Raw genomic sequence first — 22,201 nt, 5'->3', positions numbered from 1 at the left:
CCTCTCGCTCAGGATTCCGAGCCGCCGGCGAACGACTCGGTGAGCTGCCCGGCGAGCACCTTGGCGAATTCGGCCGGATCCTCGAGTTCGCCGCCCTCGGCGATCACGGCCATGCCGTAGACGAGCTTCGCGGTGGGCACCAGCTTGTCGCGCTCCCCGTCGGCGAAGGCCTTGTTCAGCGCGACGATCAGCGGGTGGTCGGGGTTGAGCTCCAGAGCGCGCTTGGTCTTCGGCAGCGTCTGCCCCGACGCCCGGTACAGCTTCTCCAGCTGCGGCGACATCGACCAGGTGTCACCGACGAGGCACGCCGGCGACTCGGTCAGCCGCGAGGACAGCCGGGTCTCGCTGACGTCGTCCGAGAGCGTCTCGGTCAGCCACTTCAGGAGTTCCTCGAAGGCCTTGTTCTGTTCCTCCTTGGCCTTCTCGTCCTTCTCGTCCTCGTCATCGTCGAGGTCGACCGCGCCCTTGGCGATCGACTGGAAGCGCTTGCCCTCGAACTCGACGCCGGAGGTCACCCACATCTCGTCGACCGGGTCGGACAGGATGAGGACCTCGATGCCCTTGGCGCGGAACGCCTCCATGTGCGGCGAGTTGACGATCTGCTGCCGCGACTCGCCGGTCATGTAGTAGATCGCGTCCTGGCCGCTCTTCATCCGGCCGATGTAATCGGCGAGGGTCGTCAGGTCCTCTTCGGAGTTGGTGCTCTGGAAGACCGACGCCTTGAGCAGCGCGTCCCGGTTGTCGAAGTCGTTGACGAGGCCTTCCTTGAAGACCCGGCCGAACGCGTCCCAGAACTTCCGGTAGTCCTCGGGCCGGGAGTCGCGCATCTCGGTGATCGTGGAGATCACCTTCTTGGTGAGACGGCGCCGGATCGCGCGGATCTGGCGGTCCTGCTGCAGGATCTCGCGGGAGACGTTGAGCGACAGGTCGGCCGCGTCGACGACGCCCTTGACGAACCGCAGGTACTCCGGCATGAGCTCTTCGCAGTCGTCCATGATGAACACGCGCTTGACGTAGAGGTGGATGCCCACCTTGGAATCGCGCATGAACAGGTCGAACGGCGGCTGCGTCGGGATGAAGAGCAGGGCCTGGTACTCGAAGGTGCCCTCCGCCTGGAGCGTGATGGTCTCCAGCGGCGAGTCCCAGGCGTGGGAGACGTGCCGGTAGAACTCCTGGTACTCCTCGTCGGAGACCTCGGAGCGGGGCTTGGCCCACAGCGCCTTCATCGAGTTGACGGTCTCCTCCTCGATGACCGTCTTGGTCTCGGGCGCCTTCTTCTCGTCGGACTCCTTCTCGGCGTCCTCCTTCTCGGCGCCCTCGGCGTCCTTCTCCGACTCCGGCTTCTCGACCGGGACGGTCTTCTCCACGTCCATCCGGATCGGCCAGGCGATGAAGTCCGAGTACCGCTTGACCAGCTGACGCAGCTTGGTCTTGTCGGTGTAGTCGTACAGGTGGTTCTCGGTGTCGACCGGCTTGAGGGTCAGCGTGACGGCGGTGCCCTGCGGCGCGTCGGGGACCTCGTCGATGGTGTAGGTGCCGTCGCCGGTGGACTCCCAGCGGGTGCCGACCGACTCGCCGGCCTTGCGGGTCACCAGGGTGACCTTGTCGGCGACCATGAATGTCGAGTAGAAGCCGATGCCGAACTGGCCGATCAACTCCTCGGCGGCGGCCTCCGACAGCCCCTTCTCGCGCGCCTCGGCGAGCGAACGGCGCAGTTCCGCGGTGCCCGACCGGGCGAGGGTGCCGATGAGCTCGATCACCTCGTCGCGGCTCATGCCGATGCCGTTGTCGATGACGGTGAGCGTGCGCTTCTCGGCGTCGGGGACGAGCTTGATGTGCAGGTCCGAGGTGTCGACGTCGAGGTCCTTGTCGACCAGGGACTCCAGACGCAGCTTGTCGAGGGCGTCGGACGCGTTCGAGATCAGCTCGCGAAGGAAGCTGTCCTTGTTGGAGTAGATCGAGTGGACCATGAGATCCAGCAGCTGCCGCGTCTCCGCTTGGAACTCATGAACTTCGGGCGCAACGCTCATCGCAGTCCTCCATGTTCTGTTCTTCCATGTTCTGTTCTCGCCGGGAAAGTCATCGGCGGACGCGTCGCGGCCTCCCCGTTCGGCGAAGGGCCGCGACACGTCGTCACGGACACCGACTTTACCGAGCGCCGGTGTGGCTACCCTGGGTCGGGACCGACCACCCCGGGTCCGGGTCGCGCCCGTCGGCACGACCGACCCGGGGAATGATCAGGAAGCCAGGTGGATGGGTACGCCACGACTGCTGCTGGTGCATGCGCACCCCGACGACGAGTCGCTGTGGACCGGCGGGCTGACCGCCCGTCACGTCGACTCCGGGGGCGAGGCGGACCTCGTGATGTGCACGTGGGCCGAGGGCACCGTCCGGCACCGGGAACTCACCGACGCCGTCGGCATCCTCGGGATGCCGCGGCCGCCGATCATGCTCGGCTACGCCGACGACCGGCGGCCCGAATCGGCGCCCGACACCGAGCGGCTGTGCGCGGCGCCGTTCGACGACCAGGTCCGGGCACTGACCAAGCACATCCGCGAGCTGCAACCGGACATCGTCGTCACCTATGACGCGCTGGGCATCTACGGGCATCCCGACCACGTGCACGCGCACCGGCTCGCGGTGGCCGCCGTCGACGCCGCCGCCTCCCACAAGCTCTATCACCGGGCCGGGCCGGCGTGGCGGGTCCGTTCGCTGTACTTCGCGACGATCCCGGAGTGGATGATGGACCTGCTCGCCCCGAGCCTGTTCCCCGAGATCCCGCGGGAGAAACTGCCGGGAACCCCCGACTCCGACATCGACCTCGTGGTCGACGTCGCCGATCTCGCCGACCGGAAGAAGGCCGCGGTCGTCGCCCACCGGTCCGAGGCGACGCGGAGTCGCGCGATCGCCGGGTTCCTGGCCCTGCCCGACGAGATCCAGGACAAGCTGCTGAGCGTCGAGTGCTATCAGCGGCGCGACCTCGTGCCCGGGGGTTGCGAACTCGTCTGAGCGTCCGGCGACCTCGGGGTCGTGACCGTCCCCGCGCCTCAGAGATCGGAAAGGCTGGAACGCAGTCCGCTCGCCCGTTGAACCCTGCGGTCCACCGCCGCGGCGAGGACCTCCGGCGTCCCGACGATCCGGACGTGGCTCTTGGCGCGGGTGATCGCGGTGTAGAGGAGCTCCCGGGTGAGCAGCTCGGACCCGGCCGGCGGGAGCACCACCGTCACCCGGTCGAACTGGCTGCCCTGACTGCGGTGGATCGTCATCGCGTGCACCGACACCACGTCGGCGAGCTGGGTGGGATGCAGCAGGCGGATGTGGCCGCCACGCCGGAACGCCACCCGGACCGCGTCCGCGCCGGTATCCGACCGCGGCGACGCGGGGTCGGCGATCACCACACCCGTGTCGCCGTTGAAGGTCGAGGTCTGCCGGTCGTTGGCGGTGACCAGGATCGGTTGCCCCACGTACCATCCGAGGTGCTCGGCCTCGGTGGTGCCGAGCCAGTCGGTGATCCGCGCGGACCACCCCCGCACACCCCAGGCGCCTTCGCGGTGGGCACACAGGACGCGGTGGGCGTCGAGTGCGTCCAACGCCTCCTCGGCGTCGCCGCGACGGGCTGCCGATCGAAGCCTCCTCCCCCAGTCCACGATCTCCTCGGAGACCGCGTCGAGGTCGTCGGGCGCGATCAACTCGACGTCGTCGACCTCGGGCGAGGAGATCAGTTCGAGGACCCGATCCGGATCGCCCGCGTTGACGGCCGCGGCCACCTCGGAGATGCCGCCGCCGAACCGGAACTGCCGCCGCAGGGTGATGACGCCGTCGGCCATGCGCGCCGCGTCCCCGTCGGCGAGATCCGCGGTTTCCGCGGCGGACGCCGGGTCGAGTCCCACCGCCGCGAACGCCTGCACGAGTGCCGCCAGCGACTCGTCGGCGGCATGCTCGGGCAGGTCGGCTCGTTCGACGAGATCGGCGAGCACGGCCCCGGCCTCCACCGAGGCGAGCTGATGCGGGTCGCCGACGAAGACCAGGCGGGCGTCGGGCCGCACGGCCTCGAGGAGTCGGCTCATCGCGGTCATCGACAGCATCGACGTCTCGTCGACGACGATGACGTCGTGCGGCAGGGTCCGGCCGCGACCGTGCCGCGGGTTCGATCCCGGACGCCAGCCGAGCAGCGAGTGCAGGGTGACGGCGTGCGCGGTGACCGGCAGCGTCGACTCCGCCTCCACAGACGCCTGCAACTGGGCGGCCGCCCGGCCCGTGGGTGCGCACAGCCCGATCCGCAGGCCGGGGCCCTGCAGCCGGTCGAGGACGGCCAGGATGCGGGCCACCGTGTACGTCTTTCCGGTGCCCGGGCCGCCGGCGAGGACCGTCGTCCAGCGGGTCGCCGCCACCGCGGCCGCGAGCTTCTGCAGCGTGCCGTCGTCCGGTGCGGAGTAGACCGCGGCGATCGCCTCGGCGAGCGCTTCGGTGTCGACCGTGGGCGCCGAGGCCGCACGCCGCGCCAGGATCTCGCGGATGGTCTGCTCCTGCCGGAAGTACTTCTGCAGGTAGACCAGTGGGCCGTCGGCGGAGTCCCGCACCACCAGCGGACGCAGCGGACCGGCATCGCTGCCGGTCACCAGCGGGCTCGTGAGCAGCGCGTCGAGGATCTCCGATGCGGGCGGCAGGGTGAGGGCGGGCCCGGCGCCTGCTACGCGCTCCGCGGTGTTGTCCGATCCGACTCCGCCTGTGTTGTTCCATCCGACTCCGTCTGTGCTGTTCGATCCGACTCCGTCTGTGCTGTTCGATCCGACTCCGTCTGTGCTGTTCGATCCGACTCCGTCTGTGTTGTTCGATCCGCCTCCGTCTGTGCTGTTCGACCCGACTCCGTCGGGGGGCACCAGCTCGCCGACGCGGTCGAGCGCGAGACATGTCGAGCCCAGGCGAACCGCCCGCACGGCGAGCGCCGCGCCCAGTCGCGCATACTCCGACACCGGCTCGCCGCACATCCGGGTCAGCCGGTCGGTGATGCGGATGTCGGCGGCGGCGAGGACGCCCGCGGAGTTCAGCTCCGCGAGGAGCCCGGTCGCGGTGTCGACGAGTTGGACGTCGAAGATGCTCATCCGCGTCCCCTTCCCGAGGCCCCCGCGCTGCTCGCGTCCTCACCGGCCAGCGCGTCCGACAGATCCACGACGAGCGCGGGCGGCAGGTCCCACTGGAAGACGCCGCATCCCGGCGGGGTCTCCGGGCCGGCCATGCCGCGCACGAAGTGATACTGGACCGGGCCGAGGTGGCGTGCGGGATCGTAGTCCGGCACCCGCCACCGCAGATACCGGTGCAGCGCAACCGAATACAGCATCGCTTGCAGCGGGTAGTGGGCGACGATCATCTCCCCGGCCATCGCCTCGGCGTCGAAGTCCTCGACGACGAGGTCACCGGGCCGGATGCGGTTGGTCTTGTAGTCGACGATCACATAGCGGCCGTCGGGGACGCGCAGGACCGAGTCGATGCTGCCGGTGAGGAATCCGCGCAGCCGCCGTCCCGGGATGTCGCGGAGATGACCGGCGTAGGGTCGCAGCGGATCCTGTTCCGGCAGGTGCATTTCCATCAGATCCGCGAGATGTCCCAGCGTGGTGCCGATGCGCCCGCCCGCCGGGCCGACACCGGGTCCGAGCGGGAGTTCGAAGTCGAGTTCGGCGAGTCGGTCCGACGGGGCGATGCTCCAGAGGTCGCCGAAGCCGAGCGGCGTCGTGAGCACGCCGACCAGTGCGGTGACGAGTCGCTCCGGGTCGATGTCGCCGGCGAGTCCGCCGAGGGCACGCGCGCACAACTCGCGGACGTGCTCGACGATGTCGGGTGCCGAGGTGTCGACATACTCGAGCACCTCGTGCACGAGGGTGCCGAACGCCGCTCCGAACGGCATGCCGTTCATCGGCGACGGCATTCCCGGACGCGTTGCGCCGGAATCTGTTCCGGCGTCGGCGAGCGCGTCTTCCGGCAGCGTCACCGGCTCGTCGTCGAGGATCGTCGCCGCCTCGTCGTCGGGTTCGCTGCCCGTGGCGATGACGGTGCGGGCGGGGCCGCCCGGCGCCCCGTGCGCACCGTGTGCGACGTCGGCGGTCAGTGCCGAGTACGACGTCCGCCGCCAGTCCTGGTCGATGCGACGCTCGAAACCCGCGGCCCTGAGGTGATCGTCGGCGACCTCGGAACTCGTGGGAGGTGCCACGACGTCCGGACCGTGACGGCCCGCGGGCTCGACGGAGATCGCCGGGTCGCGGTCGGTCAGCGACCGCAGCACGGCGACGCAGTCGCCGTCGGATTCGGGGATCGCCACCTCGGGGGCGACCGTCCACTCCCCCGTCATGCCGGGCTGCCGACGTGCCTCCTCGCGGCCGAAGACCAGCCGGTGCAGAGGCCCGGTCGGGGTGTTGGCCGAGGGCGCCCACCAGGCCACCACCTGCGACTGCGCCCGGGTCAGCGCGACATACAGCAGGCGCAGGTCCTCACCGGCGACCTCGCCGGCATAGCGGCGCCGACGGTCCTGACGCCCCGGCGCGCCCTTGCCGCCCACGTCGAGACGACGGATGCCCTTCTCGTCGTGGTAGGTCAGGTTGCCGCGATCGCCGATCCAGGTGCCGTCCCAGCCGAACGGCACGTACACGATCGGGAACTGCAACCCCTTGCTGGCGTGCACCGTCATGATCTGCACGGCCTGCGTGTCCCGGTCCAGCCGCCGGCTCTGGTCCTCGTGGCGCTGCCGCGACGACGTGTCGTCGACGCGTTCGGTCAGCCATTCGACGACCGCGCTGAGGCCCTCGCCGGTCTCCGCGACGTGCTTGTTGCACAGCGCCGACACCTGGATGAGGTCGGTGAGGGTGCGCTCGCCCTTCTCCACTCCCAGCACCCGGGCCGCGACGCGATGGCCGTCGAAGAGGCGCTGCGCCATGGCCGCGAAGCCACCCTCGGCGAAAACCCTTGCCAGCGAGGCGAGCTCGGTCGCGAGTTCGGCGACCTGGGACTCGGAGGCGGTGGCGACCCGTTCGGCCGACCACCCGAAGAGCGCGGTCATGGCGGCGAGCCGCACGCGGTCGGGACGCGAGGGCTGCTCCATCGCCCGCAGCACCCACAGCCAGTGCCGGGCGGCGGTCGTGGTGAACACGTTCACGCCGGACCCGATGACCGAGTTGACGCCCCGCGCGGCGAGTTCGCGCTGCAGCGGCTCGATGGTGCTGTTGAGGCGGACGAGCACCGCGATGTCGCCGGGATCGACGGGGCGGGTCACGCCGTCGTCGTCGATCGTGGTGCCCCGTGCGAGCGTGGCCGCGATGTCGTCGGCGACGTCGGCGATGACGCGGGACCGGACGTCGCCGACCGAGGGCAGGTTGTAGGAGTTCAGCGAGGTGAAATCCCCGCGGAGGAAGGCACGTATCCGCAACGGCGGGCAACCGGCCTCGAGCCGGCTGCCCTCGACGGCGGCGCGCACGGGGCGCGCCACGATGTCCGGGTGGCCGAGGGTCGCGTCGCCGTAGATCTGTCCGAGGGCATCGACCAGGGCTCCGTCGGATCGCCGGTTCACGTCGAGGGCCTTGAGCGTGTCCGCCGACGACACCGCCGCCAGATAGCTGAGCACCTCGGCGCCGCGGAAGCCGTAGATGGACTGCTTGGGGTCGCCGACGAGGATCATGCGGCGGTGTCCGTGGAAACAGCGGCGCAGGATGTCCCACTGCAACGGGTCGGTGTCCTGGAACTCGTCGACCAGCACCACCGAGAAGGCGTCGCGGATGCGCCGGCAAGCCTGCTCCCCGACCACGTCGTCGGTGACGATGCGTCGCAGGATCGCCTGGAGGTCGTCGTAGGTGCGGACCCGGGCGTCGCGCTTGCGGTCCTCGACATGCCGACGCACCGCGCGGGCGAATTTGACGCGCCGCGCGGCGACGGGATCCTCGGCGAGTTCGGCCTCGGTAGGCGCGAGCTCGACCGACGCCTGGCGGACCGCGTCGCGCGCGATGTCCCGGGCGTCGGAGAAGCTGAACTCCGGTGTCTCGCTGGCCCAGAAGCCGCGCAGGTAGAGATCGAGCGCGACCTCTTCGGTCAGGTCGTCGACCTCCTCGACGATGGAGTACACGAACTCGCGCTCGCCGAGGAAGCCGAGCGCCTCGAGCATCCGGTTGCAGAAGGTGTGGGTGGTCGCGATGGTCGACGCGTCGAAGTCACTCAGCGCTCGGGACAGGTTGCGCCGGCGGGTCGCCACAGCATCCGAGGGGCCGTCGGCCAGTTGCCGCAGCAGGAGATCGCCGGTCCGCTCCGCCGTGGTGAGTGCGTCGGCGGGGTCGGCGAGGGCACCGACGAGCTCACGCACCCGCGAACGCATGCGCTCGCGCAACTCGGCGGTCGCCGCACGGCTGAAGGTCACCAGCAGCATCTGGGAGATCGGCACCCCCTCGGCGAGGTGACGCGCGGCGAGACCGACGATCGCGTACGTCTTGCCGGTGCCGGCCGACGCCTCGAGCACGGTGGTGTGTTCGGGCAGGTCCGCGGTGATGTCGAAGGGTTCGGGCTGTCTCATGTCGCCTCCCGATGCGCCCCGACCAGGGCCCAGATGGTGCGCGCCAGCCCGGCGAACAGCGAGTCGCCGTCGGAGAGCGCGAGATCCACGCCGGCGAGGGACCGGCCACCCGGTGGCGTGACGGCGAGGATCTCGTCGAAGCCGACCTCCGCGAGCACGTCGCCGCCGAAGGCGAACCGGACGTAGGGACTCGTCCCCGGGCCGAACCGATCCTCGAACGTACGGCGCGCACTGGTGAGGGCCCACTGGGCGCGGCGGCCCGGACCGTCGTTGTCGGCGAACGCGAGCGCGGGATCGAGCGGCAGCGGGAGCGGGCGGCGCAGCCCCTCGTCGCGGAGTCGCACCACGTCGAACAACAGCGACAGCGCATCGTCGGGCCGACGCAGCGTGACCGTCGCGGTCCCGCCTCGCCGCGGCGCCCGGCCGACGAAGACCCCGGCGCCGACCCGCTGGGCCGAGCTGTTCCCCTGGTCGCCCGCGGCCGCGACCGCCAGCAGCGTGATCCACAGTGTCAGTTGCTGCTTGGCCTTGAGCCGGGAGTAGGTCGCCCGCACGATCCGGGCACGGCCGTCGTCACCGGTGAACACGTCGCCGACGGTTCCGTGGACGCGACGGCCGTCGGGCAGGGTGACGAGGACGTCGAGCGTCTGCGGCGTTCCCGGACGCAGCGGCGCCACGACACCGTGCAGACGCGTCACCGCCGACGAGATGGCCTGCAGTTCGCGGGTGCCGAAGGCGAAGGGCGGCAACGTGCCCCGGCGCAGCTCCGCGGCCTCGCAGTCGGCGAGCGAGACCCCCGACAGCATGCGGGTGAGGAAGCGGTCGCCGATCCCCCACTTGTCGAGGGGCTCGAGTTCGACGTCGAGCTGGTCGTCGTGGGGGGTCTCGTCGTCCGGGATGCGTGCGCCGAGTCGCTGCCGGACGAAGGCCGCGATCGGATCGACGTGGAAGTCCACGAGGGTCGACAGGTCGATGTCGGCGTCGTCGGGTGCGGTCGCGGGTTCGGGTAGCTCCTGCCGGGCCGCGGGCACGATCGGCTCGACCGGTCCGCGCAGCGCCTTGGCACCGTCGAGCAGGGAGGCGTCGTGGCTGAAGGGACCGGGGATGCCGGGCACACCGCCGTCGACGAAGTTCCGGGCGTCGAAGCCGTGGAGGGTGTGCCGGCGCACGATCGAGGAATCGCCGGTGAGCGCGGTGAGCGTGTCGACGAGTTCGCTGACGACCACGGCCGGCGGGATCGGCCGGCCCGACACCGGATCGGCGCCGCTGTAGAAGACGAGCAGCGCGTCGCGGGCGGCGCCGATCGCGTCGAGGAAGCACTGGCGGTCCTCGTCGCGCGGATTGCGTTCGCCCACGAGCGGATCGACGCCGAGGATGTCGTCGCCGTCGATGCGTTGCACACGCGGGAAGACCTCGGCGTCGATGCCGAGCAGCACGATGACCCGATGGGGCACCGACCGCATCGGCACCATCGTGCACACCGTCAGCTCGCCGGTACGGAAGTTCGACCGGGTGGGGCGTCCGGCGACGAGCGCCGACAGCAGGTCCCGCACGTCGGCGAGGCGCAGTGTCTCCTCGGCGGCCCCGAAGGCCTCCTCGAGCATGCGGATCGCCTGCGCGCGCTGCCAGTCCTCGGTGGGCGCGGTGGCGGTCAGGGAGTCCACCGCCTCGACCAGGGTCCGCGACCAGTGCTGCGCGGGAGCCGGTGCGCCGAGCGCGGCGAGGGTGCGACCGAGCCGGTCCAGGAACTCGTCGAGGCGTCCGACCAGGTCGATACCCGTGCTCTCGACGCCCGCGAGGGGCAGTGCGGTGCCGAGCCATTCGTCGTCGGTCTCCTCGGCAACGACCCCGAGGGCGATCCGGTCGAGGCCGGCGTCGAAAGTGCCCTGCCGGAAGCGTTCGAGCCCGAAGCGGGCCCGTTCGGCGGTGCCCAGACCCCATCGGACGTTGCTGTTGGCCAGCCACTCCCGCACCAGTTCGAGATCGTCGTCGGTGAAGCCGAACCGGGCACGCACGGGCGGCGCGGAGAGCAGGTCGAGGACGTCGCCCGCGGTGACGCGTCCGGCCGCGAGTTCGACGATCTCGACGATCGTGTCGACGATCGGGTTGACGTGCCGCAGTCCGCGGTCGGCGAGGCGGACCCGCAGCTTGAAGGCGGGATGGGGCAATCCCGTCTGGCCGAACGCGCCCCGGATCAGCGGTGCGAATGTCTCGACGTCCGGGCACATGACGAGCACGTCGCGGGGTTCGAGCGTCGGATCGGCGTCGAACAGGTGCAGCAGCCGGTCGCGCAGCACCTCGACCTGGCGTTCGGGGCCATGGCAGGCGTGGACCTCGACCGAGCCGTCGTCGGCGACCGGTTCGGGCGGACGGCCGGCGGTGCCGTCGCGGATACCGGCCTGCAACGCCCCGAGGAGGGTGTCGGACCGCGGCGGGTCCACCGGCTCGTGGTGGAGGTCGGTGTCGACGATCCCGTCGAGTCGCAGCTGCAGCTCCTGCACGTCACGCGAGAGTGCGGCCAGCAGCGGGTTGTCCGGCTCCGGGGCCGGCCGGTCACGACGCCGCGGCGGCACGCCCGGCCCGGCCGGGGCCGCGTCGAGCGCGCGCAGGTCCGCCCACAGCCGCGGGCTCGGGTGCGGCACGAACAGATGCACGTCGTGATGTGCGGCGACCGCGGCGATGATCCTGCGGAACGACTCGGTGATCCGCGTGGGGCCGAACACCGACAGGCGTTCGGGAAGATCGGCCGCCTCCGGGTCGGCGCGCAGGCGTTCACACACCTCGTCGAGCCGTTCCGCCGGATGCGGCCGGCCGATCTCGGCGCGCACGGCGCGCCAGAAGTCCGCCTGCCAGGCGAGGTCCTCGCGCAACGCGGCACCTGCCCCGTCCAGGTCGCGCCCGGCCGCCCAGTCGGCGATCATCGACGGGCGCGAACGGCCGTACCGCTCGAACAACTCGGCGATGAACCGGGCCGTGGCGTAACGCCGCCCGGCGTTCGGGGAGTCCTCCTCGCCGAAGCCGAGGTGCCGGGCGATCACGGTCAGCGCCGGGTCGGCGACCCGCTCGTCGAGCACCCGCAGCACCGGCCAGGTGAGTTCCGCGGCACGCCACGGGTTCTCCGCCGACACCGGGGTGCCGGTGTCGAGACGCCGGCCGTGGAGCACGGCGTCGGCGATCGCGTCGGCGAGTCGGCCCGGGCCGGTGAAGTCGATGTTCGCGGCGATGCCGTCGGCGCCGAGGCGGCCGGCGCCGAGGCGGCACGCGAGATGCTGGGCGATCCAGCGTTCGACCCCCGCTGCGGGGACCGAGACGATCTCGGTCCGCATCGGGTCACGCAGCGGCGTCGACAGGACCTCGGCCAGGGCGTCGGCGAGGGTGTCGGTCCGTTCCGCCCGGTGCAGGATCAGCATGCGGACCGCTCGGTGTCAGCCCGCGAAGCCCCGCCGGCCGCCGAACTCCACCGGCCGGCCGAGACTGTTGGTGAGGACCTCGCGCAGGGGACTCTGGATCGGGGCGGGACGACCGGCCACCGGGTCGACGACCACCATGGTCGTCTCCGCGGACGCGCAGTGGACCCCTTCCTTGTCGAAGAGTCGCAGTGCCATGGTGAACGACGAGTTCCCGACCCGGCCGACGCACGACGTCACCGTCACCGGGTGTGTCGAGTAGTGGACCGGGGCGTGGAACTCGATGTCCTGACGGACCACCAGGAACGAGAAGTTGCGGGGCGCGTCGGCGATCCACGTGTGGAACGAGCGCACTCGCGCCTCTTCGAAGAGTCGCGCGATCTGCACGTTGTTGATGTGGTTGTTGATGTCCATGTCGCCCCACCGCAGGTGGATGGGGATCTCGAGGGAGTAGTCGGCTGCCGCGGATTCTGATGCCACGGACCAACCTTATCGGCGTGACACGCACGCGCCGAAGCGCGGTCCGCCGCAGGTCGAGACCGTAGACTCGCGACCGGGGACCGGAAGACCACCGGCGAGAACCGGGCGCGTCGCCGCGATGCGGACGACGCCGACGCGAGCGACCGCAGTGAGGGGCCAGGTGTGAACATCGACACGGCGCGGGCACGGTTGCGCCCGGTGTCCGCGTCCGACATCGACGACCTGGTGCATCTCGACAGCGATCCGGAGGTCATGCGCTATGTCAGCGGTGGCGTGCCGACGCCGCGCGCGGTCATCGAGGAGTGGGTGCTCCCCCGCGCCGAGGCCGAACGACGCCGGTACGGGACGGGCACGTGGGCGCTGTGCGACCCGGCCACCGGCGCATTCCTCGGTTGGGCGTCGCTGCGGACGCCGCGACACAGCAGCCGCACCGAACTCGAACTCAGCTACCGGCTGCGCCGTACGGTGTGGGGACGTGGCCTCGGCACCGAGGCGGCTCTCGCTCTCATCGCCTTCGCCTTCGACCACCTCGGGACCGAGCGGGTGTTCGCGAGCACGCTCGCGAGCAACATCCCGTCACGGCGCGTGATGGAAAAGATCGGGATGAGCCTGACCGGCATCCACCTGTGCGACGACTCCGACCTGTTCGGCACCCCCGACGCGCCCGGGCACGCAGTCGACCCGCGCACCGCTCCCTACGACCCCGATCGGTACGAGGTCGAGTACGAGATCCTGCAGACCGAATGGCGCCGGCGTTCTCTGCGCTGGTCATCGACGCGGCATCGCAGCGCGTGAGAGGCTCGGCACTGCCCGATCGGTCCGTCGTCCGCCCGCTCGATGTGCCGGATAACACCACACTGGCCGCGCCGTACTCGGAGTCATTGACTACCGTTGTGGGCATGTACGGTTCTCGTCGGCTCGCACGCCGATACGGTGAGACCGTGACGGTCTGATCCGCTGAGGCCGAACCCACTCGGGACCGACGCCGAACCGTCCCCAATCGAGCGAGAAGGAGATGTCTGGAGATGAGCAGCCCCGCCGCCCAGGCCCCCGCACTTGCGGGCAAGGACCGCCGCAAAGTGGTCATCATCGGCTCCGGCTTCGGCGGATTGTTCGCCGCCCAGCGTCTTGCCAAGGCAGACGTCGACGTGACGCTGATCGCCAAGACCACCCACCATCTCTTCCAGCCGATGCTCTACCAGGTCGCGACCGGCATCGTCGCCGAGGGTGAGATCGCGCCGGCCACCCGCGTGGTGCTGCGCAAGCAGAAGAACACCCAGGTGCTCCTCGGCAACGTGTTCGACATCGACCTCGAGGCCAGGACCGTCACCTCGCGCTTCCTCGAGCGCATCACGGTCACCCCGTACGACGACCTGATCGTGGCCGCCGGCGCCGACCAGTCGTACTTCGGCAACGACCACTTCGCCGAGTACGCCCCCGGAATGAAGACCATCGACCACGCCCTCGAGCTCCGCGGCCGCATCCTCGGCGCCTTCGAGCAGGCCGAGCTGTCCCACGACCCGGCCGAGCGCGCCAAGCTGCTGACGTTCGTCGTCGTCGGCGCGGGCCCGACCGGTGTGGAGCTCGCCGGCCAGATTGCGGAGATGAGCGACAAGACACTCAAGGGCGCCTTCCGCAACATCGACCCGACCGAGGCCCGGGTCATCCTCCTCGACGCCGCACCGTCGGTGCTGCCGCCGTTCGGCCCGAAGCTCGGGCAGAAGGCCGCGGCCCGCCTGGAGAAGTTGGGCGTGGAGATCCAGCTCAACGCGATGGTCGTCGACGTCGACTACGACGGTCTCGTGGTCAAGGAAAAGGACGGCACCACCCGCCGGATCGAGTCCCAGTGCAAGGTCTGGTCGGCAGGCGTCCAGGCCAGCCCGCTCGGCAAGCTGCTCTCCGACCAGTCCGGCGCCGAACTCGACCGGGCCGGCCGCGTGAAGGTCCTGCCCGACCTGACGATCCCGGGCCACCCGGAGGTCTTCGTGGTCGGCGACATGATGGCGGTCGACGGTGTGCCCGGCGTCGCGCAGGGCGCGATCCAGGGCGGCCGCTACGCCGCGGACGCGATCAAGGCGTCGATGAAGGGCCAGACGCCGGACCAGCGCAAGCCGTTCAGCTACTTCGACAAGGGCTCGATGGCGACCATCTCGCGGTACTCCGCGGTGATGCAGGTCCCGATCCCGGGCACCAAGAAGAAGTTCGAGACCGAGGGCTACTTCGCGTGGCTCGGCTGGCTCGCCCTGCACCTCGTGTACCTGGTCGGCTTCCGCAACCGCCTGAACACGCTGATCAACTGGTTCTTCGCGTTCACCACCCGCGGACGCTCGCAGCTCGCGGTGACCGAGCAGCAGGTCTACGCGCGCACCGCGATGTCGGCGCTGGAGAAGCAGAACGCCGAGATCGAGGAGGCGGCAAGAAAGCGGGCGAAGTCCGGGGCGGCCGCCGCAACCGACCCGGGGACGGTGTCATCGGACGAGACCCCCGCGACCGGATCGGTGCCGACGGAGGGCGACAAGTCCAAGGAGAAGGAGCCCGAGGCCAGTTGACGGCACGACCGACGCCGTAGATTCTCGACCGCAGCCCTGGGCCCTCAGTGGGGGACCAGGGCTGCGGCGTCGAGTGAGTCGGCGAGGCGCCGGGTACCCGCAACCGACGTGCCGAGGGCACTCGTCAGGGTCGCCGCGCCCGCCAGACGCAGCCGGGCGGCGAAGGCCGTCGGGTGGACGTCCTCGGGACGGTCGTCGGGGTGGCGGAAGACACTGCTCATGGCCCGGTGTCCGGCGGTCGCCGCCGGCGTCCGGTCGCCGAGCGCCACGCGATGCGCCAGCAGTAGCTCTCCCCCGACCTCGACGCGCAGACCGCCCGTCCACCGGCCGGCACGGTCCCGCCGGTTCCGGTCGGGATCGCCGCTGCTCGACGCGCGGCCGATCTGCACGTGTTCGTGAAGGTCCAGAGTGGCCGCGGGATCGAGGTCGACGACGATGTCCGAGGTGTGGAACGCACCGCCGGCGACGATCGTCGGTTGCGGGTCGACGCGCAGCCGCCCGCCGGCCCCGACCGTGATCTCCCACCGCGCACGCGAGTCGGCGCGATCGTGTGCCGGCAGTGCGATGGCGGCCGCCACGCTACCGAGGTGGAGATATGCGCCGGGTTCGACGGTGACCCGCACGACGATCTCGTCGCCGCCGAGCGGCGTGGCCGCGGTTCCGATCAGTTGCGCGTGGCCGGGCGCGGTCACCCGGACGGCGAGACCGCCTGTCGCCCTGTGCCGCACCCCGCGGCCGGCGGTCGCGACGATCTCGACGAGGGTGTCCACCGCTATCCGGCCGTCACGGTGCCGCGAGCTGTTCACGCACCCACGCCAGCACGTCGGTGGCGGCCGGATCCTCGGTCAGCGAGATCATCGCGGTCGGCCGGCCCTCGCGCACGTTCTCGGCATCGCGGCGCATGACGTCCAGGTCGGCGCCCACGCGCTCGGCGAGATCGGTCTTGTTGATCACCAGCAGATCCGAGAAGGTCACGCCCGGGCCGCCCTTGCGCGGCACCTTGTCCCCGCCCGCGACGTCGATGACGAAGATCTGCACGTCGATGAGGCCGGTCGAGAACGTCGCGGTGAGGTTGTCGCCGCCGGACTCGACGAGGATCAGGTCCAGGGGCGGATTCGCCTCGATGAGGTCGTCGATGGCGTCGAGGTTGGCGGTGATGTCGTCGCGGATCGCGGTGTGCGGGCAGCCGCCGGTCTGCACCGCGGTGATCCGCTCGTCGGGCAGGACCGCGTTGCGGCGCAGGAAGTCCGCGTCCTCGGTGGTGTAGATGTCGTTGGTCAGGACCGCGACCGACAGCTCGTCGCGCAACTGGCGGCAGAGGGCGGCGACGAGCGCGGTCTTGCCGGAGCCGACGGGGCCGCCGACGCCGATCCGCAGCGGCTCGCCCGGTGCACGCTTGCGGCGGGGCCGGTCGTGGTCATGGGCGTGCGGCTGCCCGTCGATGAGATGCGGGGGCATCGGTGACTCCTCTCGGTGGGGCTGTGCTCTCGGTGGGTTTGGCGTCCGGTCGGTGGGGACTGCATCCGAGCGTCGGCGCGCTCAGGACATGAACAACGGCATCGGTTGCCGCTCGTGGCGTTCGGCGAAGACGTCGAGAATCGGATCGGACAGGTCGGCGAGCCCGACCGCGGCCTGTGCCGCGACGCGTTCGCACTCGGCGCCGAGCTCGGCGATCATGATCGCCACATCGGCCGGGTCGAGCGCGAGCAGTCGCTGCCCCGCGGTCGCCGAGCCGCTCATCGTCGTGTAGACGAGGACCAGCGCGGTATGGAAGCCCGACAACGACGACGCGGCGCCGATCGACCCGCTGATCACCGGCAGGTGCGTCGCCGGGCGGTGCGCCGACCAGTCGTGGTCGGGGAACATCCTCCGGGCGAGGCGGACCATCCCCCTCCCCTGCGCCAGCGAGGCCTTGCGCGCCGCCGCCGACGGGGTGCGGGCATCGGTCTCCCGTTGCGCAGCGGCGACGTCGAGCCTGCCGTCGGCCACGGCGGCCGCGATCGACCCCGTCACCAGACCGCTGGTGGTGACCCGGCGGTAGAGGAAGCCTGCGAGCTCGTCTGCGGTGCGGATGAATCCGTCGGCGATGGCCTGCTCGACGCCGCCCGAGTGGACGTGACCGCCCACCGGCAGCCGGGAGTCGGCCAGCGACAGCATCATCGCCAGCGGGGCGTGCGCGGGCGACTGCGTCCCCGGCGCCGGGCCGGCGGGTTCCGGTCGGTCCGACATCAGAACAGGAAGTATCTCTGTGCCATGGGCAGTTCGGCGACCGGCTCGGCGTCCCAGACCTCGCCGTCGACCGTGACCGTGAACGTGTCCGGATCGACCTCGATGGTCGGGCAGGCGTCGTTGTTCACCATGTCGGCCTTGCCGACCTTCCGCGTGTACTTGACCGGGACGAGCCGGCGGTCGACGCCGATCCGCCCGGCGAGGTCCGGATCGGCGCCGGGCGCGACGAAGCCGACCGACGTCGCGGACGCGAGTTTCGGCGCGGAGCCGAACATCGGCCGCGGCAGGATCGGCTGCGGCGTGGGGATGGATGCGTTCGCGTCACCCATCGCCGCCCAGGCGATCGCCCCGCCCTTGATGACGAGGTCGGGACGGACGCCGAAGAACGCGGGGTCCCACACCACGAGGTCGGCCAGCTTGCCAACCTCCACCGAGCCGATCTCGTCGTCGAATCCGTGCGCGACCGCGGGGCAGATCGTGTACTTCGCGACATAGCGCCGGGCGCGGTTGTTGTCGGCCCGCCCGTCGCCCGGCAGCGAGCCGCGCTTGCGTTTCATGACGTGGGCGGTCTGCCAGGTCCGGAGCACGACCTCGCCGATGCGGCCCATGGCCTGCGAGTCCGACCCGATCATCGAGATCGCGCCCAGGTCGTGCAGCAGGTCCTCCGCGGCGATCGTCGACGGCCGGATGCGGCTCTCCGCGAAGGCGAGGTCCTCGGGGACCGTCGGGTTGAGGTGGTGGCACACCATGAGCATGTCGAGGTGCTCGTCGAGGGTGTTGACGGTGTGCGGACGCGTCGGATTGGTCGACGAGGGAAGCACATTCGGGTACGCGGCCACGGTGATGATGTCGGGCGCGTGCCCGCCGCCGGCCCCCTCGGTGTGGTACGCGTGGATGCTCCGGCCGCCGATGGCGCCGAGGGTCGACTCGACGAAGCCCGCCTCGTTGAGCGTGTCGGAGTGCAGGGCCACCTGGACGCCGGTCTCGTCGGCGACCCGCAGGCACGCGTCGATCGCCGCCGGGGTGCTCCCCCAGTCCTCGTGGAGTTTGAATCCGGATGCGCCGGCGCGGATCTGCTCGTGCATCGCCTCCGCGCTGACGGTGTTGCCCTTGCCGAGCAGCGCGATGTTCATCGGCCAGTGATCGGTCGCGGCGAGGATCGACGCGAGATGCCAGGCGCCCGGGGTCACGGTCGTGGCCTTGCTGCCCTCGGCCGGTCCGGTGCCGCCGCCGATCAGCGTGGTGACGCCGTTGCCGAGCGCCTCGTCGAGGATCTGCGGGCAGATGAAGTGGACGTGGCAGTCGATGGCGCCGGCGGTGACGATCTTGCCGTTGCCGGCGATGATCTCGGTGGTCGGCCCGATGACAAGGTCCGGGTGGACGCCGTCCATGGTGTCGGGGTTGCCGGCCTTGCCGAGCGCGACGATGCGTCCGTCGCGAATCCCGAGGTCGGCCTTGACGATTCCCCAGTGGTCGAGCACGACGACACCGGTGATGACGGTGTCGGGGGCGCCGTCGGCGCGGGTCGCGCGGCTCTGCCCCATGGATTCGCGGATCACCTTGCCGCCGCCGAAGACGGCCTCGTCCCCGGCGCGCCCCGGTCCGCCCGAGAGGTCGTCGGTGATCTCGATGAGCAGGTCGGTGTCGGCGAGGCGGATGAGGTCGCCGGTCGTCGGGCCGAAGAGCTGCGCGTACCGGTCGCGTCCCAGGATCGCCATCACGGCCTCCCGTCGGCAGCGTCGGCCACCGGGCCGAGCGCGCCCGGCGGGTCCAGCGAGATCCCGTGCACCTCACGGGATCCGCCCAGCGGGACGAGCGCGACGGTCATCTCGATCCCCGGCTCGAACCGCACCGCGGTCCCCGCGGGGATGTCCAGACGCCGCCCGCGCGCGAGTGCGCGATCGAACTCGAGCGCCGCGTTGGCCTGGGGGAAGTGGACGTGGCTGCCCACCTGCACGGGCCGGTCGCCGGAGTTGACCACGGTCACCTCGACGACCTCGGCGCCGGCGTTCAGCTCGATCGTGCCCCCGGCGGCGATGATCTCGCCGGGGACCACGGACGACCTCGTCGATGTGGTTGGCGTTCCCGACATCTCGGCCTTTCTCGGTTGCGTCAGCGGCTTCGGGTGGTGCGGTACTACGAGATCGGGTCGTGGACGGTCACCAGCTTGGTGCCGTCCGGGAAGGTCGCCTCGACCTGCACGTCGTGCAACATCTCGGGCACCCCGTCCATGACGTCCTCGCGGCGGAGCACCTCACGGCCGGAGGCCATGAGCTCGGCCACCGAACGACCGTCGCGCGCGCCCTCGAGCACGTGGTCGGTGATGATCGCCACCGCCTCGGGGTGATTCAGCTTGAGCCCGCGGGCCTGTCGTCGTCGAGCGAGTTCGGCCGCGTAGGAGATCAACAGCCGTTCCTGTTCATGCGGCGACAGTCGCACCGGGTTCACTCCTCAGCAGTTCGCCGACCGTGGGTCGTATCTGGTGTCGGTGACGGGTCTTTCGGTGACAAGCCGACATCCTGCCACGCACCGGCGTCATCGGCGCGGCGACGACGAGCGCAGGGGCGAAGACCGAGGTCAGTCCCCGAGGCTCCCGCCGGCCGACCGCAACTCGTCGAGCCACGCCGCGGTGACGAGCGGCGCGATCGCGGCGACCTCGTCGTGGGTGAACGCCCCGGCGTGGACCCCGCGCCGGATGACCAGAGCGAGCGACATCGCGGTGGCCGGTTCGTCCATCACGTCCGAGCCGGTGCGCTCGGCATACGCCTGCAGGCGCCGGGCCGCGACGGGCATCGCCGACCGGTAGAACCCGGCGACCGCGAGCCAGCGCGTGACGAGATGGCCCGGATGCATGTCCCAGCCCTGATAGAACCCCCGCTCGAGGGATCGCACGACCAGGCCGTGGTGGCGCCGGACCGCGGCCTCGACGGCGTCGCGCGGCCCGACGGGCACGACCTGTGTCGAGCCGTCGCTTACCCAGACCCCGGTCTGGGCGGCCGCGGCCTGCATGACGGCCTTCGCGTGGTCGGCGACCGGATGCGCAAGCGACTGTTGCGCCGAGACGATGCCGCACGCCGCGCTGTAGTCGTAGGTTCCGTAGTGCAGTGCGCGCACCCGCGGCCGGCCACGATGGATCGCCTCGGCCACGGTCGCCCGGCCGTCGGCGCCGAGCACCGCCTGCGGGATCTCGACCTGCAGTTCGTAGCCGAGAGCGCCCTCGTCGAGACCGTGGACGCGTTCGAACTCGGCGCAGATGAGGTTGACCGCGTCGACCTGCCGGGCGTCGCGCAGCTTCGGGACGGTGAAGACGAATCCGTCCGGCACGCCGCCGGCCGCGTCGAGGACCAGCTCGAGGGTGCGCAGGCCTCGGCGGCGTTCGCCGGCGCCGAGGCCCTTGGCCCGGACCCCGGCCATGCGCGGGGCGGCCGGACGCATCGACGTCCACGCCGCGAGCACCTCGCCGGCGTGACGGGCGTGACGATCCTCGACGGCGTCGTCGCGCCGGCCGTAGCCGTCCTCGAGATCGATGCGCAGGTCCTCGATCGGGTTGGTCCGCAACCTGCTCAGCGCGACCGCGAGCGCCTCCTCGCCGGCGAGGTCGGCCAGCACCGGACGTACGTCGGCGGCGAGTTCCAGGGCTCGCCGGCCCCACTGCGCCGGCGTGTCGACCTCGACGTCGGCGGCGCTGACGTAGACGGTGTGCACCGGCTGCGGTTCGGCCCGGTCACCCGGGAACCCCGCGGCGAGGTCGGCGTCGACCGCGCCGAGGATCTCCTCGATCCGTGACGTGGTCTCGGGGTTCACCGACCCCTCACTCGCCCTCGAGGTTCTGGAGGCGGACCTGGGTCTTGGCGACCAGCCGGCCACTCTCGTCGACCATGTCGACCGCCCACAGCTGCTGGCGACGACCACGGTGGATCGGCGTGGAGGTCGCGGTGATCGTGCCGGAGGAGACCGAGCGCAGGAAGTCGGTGTTGTTGTTGACGCCGACCGCGTGACCGCCGATGCCCGTCTCGTGCAGCCAGAGGAATCCACTCATGCTCGCGACGCTCTCCCCGACCGCGCAGTACACGCCGCCGTGGACGATGCCGAACGGCTGGTGGTGCTTCTCGGTGATCTCCATGGTCGCGACGATCCGATCGGGCCCCGCCTCGACGACCTCGAGGCCGAGAACGCCGTCGAGTCCCTTTCCGGCCGAACCCCGGAGGATGTCATCCACACTGTTCGCTGTCATGGCGTCAACATTCGCATGAGCGCCCGCGGTTCGCGATCCCACCCCGGGAACCCCACCCCGGGAACACAGTCGGCGCGCGCGGGAACACAGACGCCGCGCGCGTCGTTGACACCGCACACGAACGAACCGGAAGGCCCCGCACCTCGGGGAGATGCGGGGCCTTCCGTGATGTGGACCGGGGGTCTCTGCAGCCCTCAGGACACTCGCGCGGTCCGACGACAATTAATGTAGGCTAGCCTTACCAACGTGTCAAGGGCGCGGGAAGACGCCACGCGAGAGGCGTGGCCACCCGTGCCGAACCACAACGAGGTGGAGCGCGACGGGCCGGCGGACAGACAGAGGAAGGCACGGCAGTACAATGCGAAAGATGAATGGGCTCGGCGACCTCGAACGCGCGGTCATGGACACGCTGTGGGCGAGCGCGGAACCGCAGACCGTGCGACAGGTGCACGAAACGCTGTCGCGCGATCGCTCCCTCGCGTACACCACGGTGATGACCGTCCTGCAGCGTCTCGCCAAGAAGAATCTGGTCACCCAGATCCGCGACGACCGCGCCCACAAATACGTCCCCACCCACCCGCGTGAGGATCTGGTGGCAAGCCTGATGGTCGACGCCCTCAGCGAGGCCGATGCGCCCGGATCGCGTCACGCCGCGCTGGTCTCCTTCGTCGGCCGCGTCGGCGCAGACGAGGCCGCCGCACTCCGCCACGCACTGGATGAACTCGAAGCAGCACGAGGAACTCGCGAAAAGGGATAG

The 22,201-nt window shown here is 70.7% G+C and carries 17 protein-coding genes; 4 read left to right on the top strand and 13 right to left on the bottom strand.

Annotation, left to right across the window (positions count from 1 at the left end; translation table 11 throughout):
- Positions 1–8 precede the first annotated feature (8 nt).
- The gene (gene htpG / locus GP2_RS10945; RefSeq protein WP_006900574.1) at positions 9–2,030 is read right to left on the bottom strand and encodes a molecular chaperone HtpG; all 2,022 of its coding nucleotides are present in this window, start codon (positions 2,028–2,030) and stop codon (positions 9–11) included.
- Positions 2,031–2,253: 223 nt separating this feature from the next.
- Here htpG and GP2_RS10940 point away from each other — a divergent pair, with 223 nt between their 5' ends.
- A complete protein-coding gene (locus tag GP2_RS10940; RefSeq protein ID WP_006900573.1) occupies positions 2,254–3,009 on the top strand; it encodes a PIG-L family deacetylase in 756 nt (251 codons plus the stop codon).
- A gap of 38 nt (positions 3,010–3,047) precedes the next feature.
- Here the strand turns inward: GP2_RS10940 and recD are convergent, their stop codons facing one another.
- From recD to GP2_RS10920, 4 genes are read right to left on the bottom strand one after another with little or no spacing between them, the layout of a single operon-like run.
- The gene (gene recD, locus GP2_RS10935; protein ID WP_006900572.1) at positions 3,048–5,102 is read right to left on the bottom strand and encodes an exodeoxyribonuclease V subunit alpha; all 2,055 of its coding nucleotides are present in this window, start codon (positions 5,100–5,102) and stop codon (positions 3,048–3,050) included.
- The gene (locus tag GP2_RS10930) at positions 5,099–8,545 is read right to left on the bottom strand and encodes a UvrD-helicase domain-containing protein (RefSeq protein WP_006900571.1); all 3,447 of its coding nucleotides are present in this window, start codon (positions 8,543–8,545) and stop codon (positions 5,099–5,101) included. Before GP2_RS10930 ends, recD begins: the two co-directional genes overlap by 4 nt.
- A complete protein-coding gene (gene recC, locus GP2_RS10925) occupies positions 8,542–11,955 on the bottom strand; it encodes an exodeoxyribonuclease V subunit gamma (RefSeq protein WP_006900570.1) in 3,414 nt (1,137 codons plus the stop codon). The genes GP2_RS10930 and recC overlap by 4 nt, the downstream gene beginning before the upstream one ends.
- 15 nt (positions 11,956–11,970) lie before the next feature.
- Positions 11,971–12,432, bottom strand: a complete 462-nt coding sequence (locus GP2_RS10920; protein ID WP_006900569.1) for an acyl-CoA thioesterase — start codon at positions 12,430–12,432, stop codon at positions 11,971–11,973.
- 162 nt (positions 12,433–12,594) lie between these two features.
- Between GP2_RS10920 and GP2_RS10915 the strand changes: the two genes are divergently transcribed.
- A complete protein-coding gene (locus GP2_RS10915; protein WP_006900568.1) occupies positions 12,595–13,227 on the top strand; it encodes a GNAT family N-acetyltransferase in 633 nt (210 codons plus the stop codon).
- Between the two features lie 230 nt (positions 13,228–13,457).
- Entirely contained in the window at positions 13,458–14,981 is a 1,524-nt protein-coding gene (locus tag GP2_RS10910; RefSeq protein WP_006900567.1) for an NAD(P)/FAD-dependent oxidoreductase, read from the top strand.
- Between the two features lie 44 nt (positions 14,982–15,025).
- Here the strand turns inward: GP2_RS10910 and GP2_RS10905 are convergent, their stop codons facing one another.
- The 8 genes from GP2_RS10905 to GP2_RS10870 all read right to left on the bottom strand — a co-directional run bounded on the left by GP2_RS10905 (position 15,026) and on the right by GP2_RS10870 (position 21,444).
- Positions 15,026–15,751 carry an urease accessory protein UreD gene (locus tag GP2_RS10905; protein ID WP_006900566.1) on the bottom strand — a complete coding sequence of 242 codons (726 nt, stop codon included), beginning with the start codon at positions 15,749–15,751 and terminating at the stop codon, positions 15,026–15,028.
- Positions 15,752–15,764: 13 nt separating this feature from the next.
- Positions 15,765–16,439, bottom strand: a complete 675-nt coding sequence (gene ureG, locus GP2_RS10900) for an urease accessory protein UreG (protein WP_006900565.1) — start codon at positions 16,437–16,439, stop codon at positions 15,765–15,767.
- A gap of 81 nt (positions 16,440–16,520) precedes the next feature.
- The gene (locus GP2_RS10895) at positions 16,521–17,210 is read right to left on the bottom strand and encodes an urease accessory protein UreF (RefSeq protein WP_006900564.1); all 690 of its coding nucleotides are present in this window, start codon (positions 17,208–17,210) and stop codon (positions 16,521–16,523) included.
- A complete protein-coding gene (locus GP2_RS10890; RefSeq protein ID WP_006900563.1) occupies positions 17,210–18,928 on the bottom strand; it encodes an urease subunit alpha in 1,719 nt (572 codons plus the stop codon). Before GP2_RS10890 ends, GP2_RS10895 begins: the two co-directional genes overlap by 1 nt.
- Entirely contained in the window at positions 18,928–19,302 is a 375-nt protein-coding gene (locus tag GP2_RS10885) for an urease subunit beta (RefSeq protein WP_040526798.1), read from the bottom strand. The genes GP2_RS10890 and GP2_RS10885 overlap by 1 nt, the downstream gene beginning before the upstream one ends.
- 44 nt (positions 19,303–19,346) lie before the next feature.
- Positions 19,347–19,649, bottom strand: a complete 303-nt coding sequence (locus GP2_RS10880; protein ID WP_006900561.1) for an urease subunit gamma — start codon at positions 19,647–19,649, stop codon at positions 19,347–19,349.
- A 138-nt stretch (positions 19,650–19,787) separates the two neighbouring features.
- Positions 19,788–21,014: a DUF6986 family protein gene (locus tag GP2_RS10875; RefSeq protein ID WP_006900560.1), complete on the bottom strand. Its 1,227-nt coding sequence runs from the start codon at positions 21,012–21,014 to the stop codon at positions 19,788–19,790.
- A gap of 7 nt (positions 21,015–21,021) precedes the next feature.
- A complete protein-coding gene (locus GP2_RS10870; RefSeq protein ID WP_040526797.1) occupies positions 21,022–21,444 on the bottom strand; it encodes a PaaI family thioesterase in 423 nt (140 codons plus the stop codon).
- Positions 21,445–21,802: 358 nt separating this feature from the next.
- Between GP2_RS10870 and GP2_RS10865 the strand changes: the two genes are divergently transcribed.
- Positions 21,803–22,201, top strand: coding sequence for a BlaI/MecI/CopY family transcriptional regulator (locus GP2_RS10865; protein ID WP_006900558.1), 399 nt, complete (start codon positions 21,803–21,805; stop codon positions 22,199–22,201).

Origin of the sequence: Gordonia paraffinivorans NBRC 108238, assembly GCF_000344155.1 — a bacterium.
GTDB lineage: Bacteria > Actinomycetota > Actinomycetes > Mycobacteriales > Mycobacteriaceae > Gordonia > Gordonia paraffinivorans.
The sequence above is the reverse complement of the archived record's forward strand: the minus strand, read 5'-3'. Positions and strand labels throughout refer to the sequence as shown.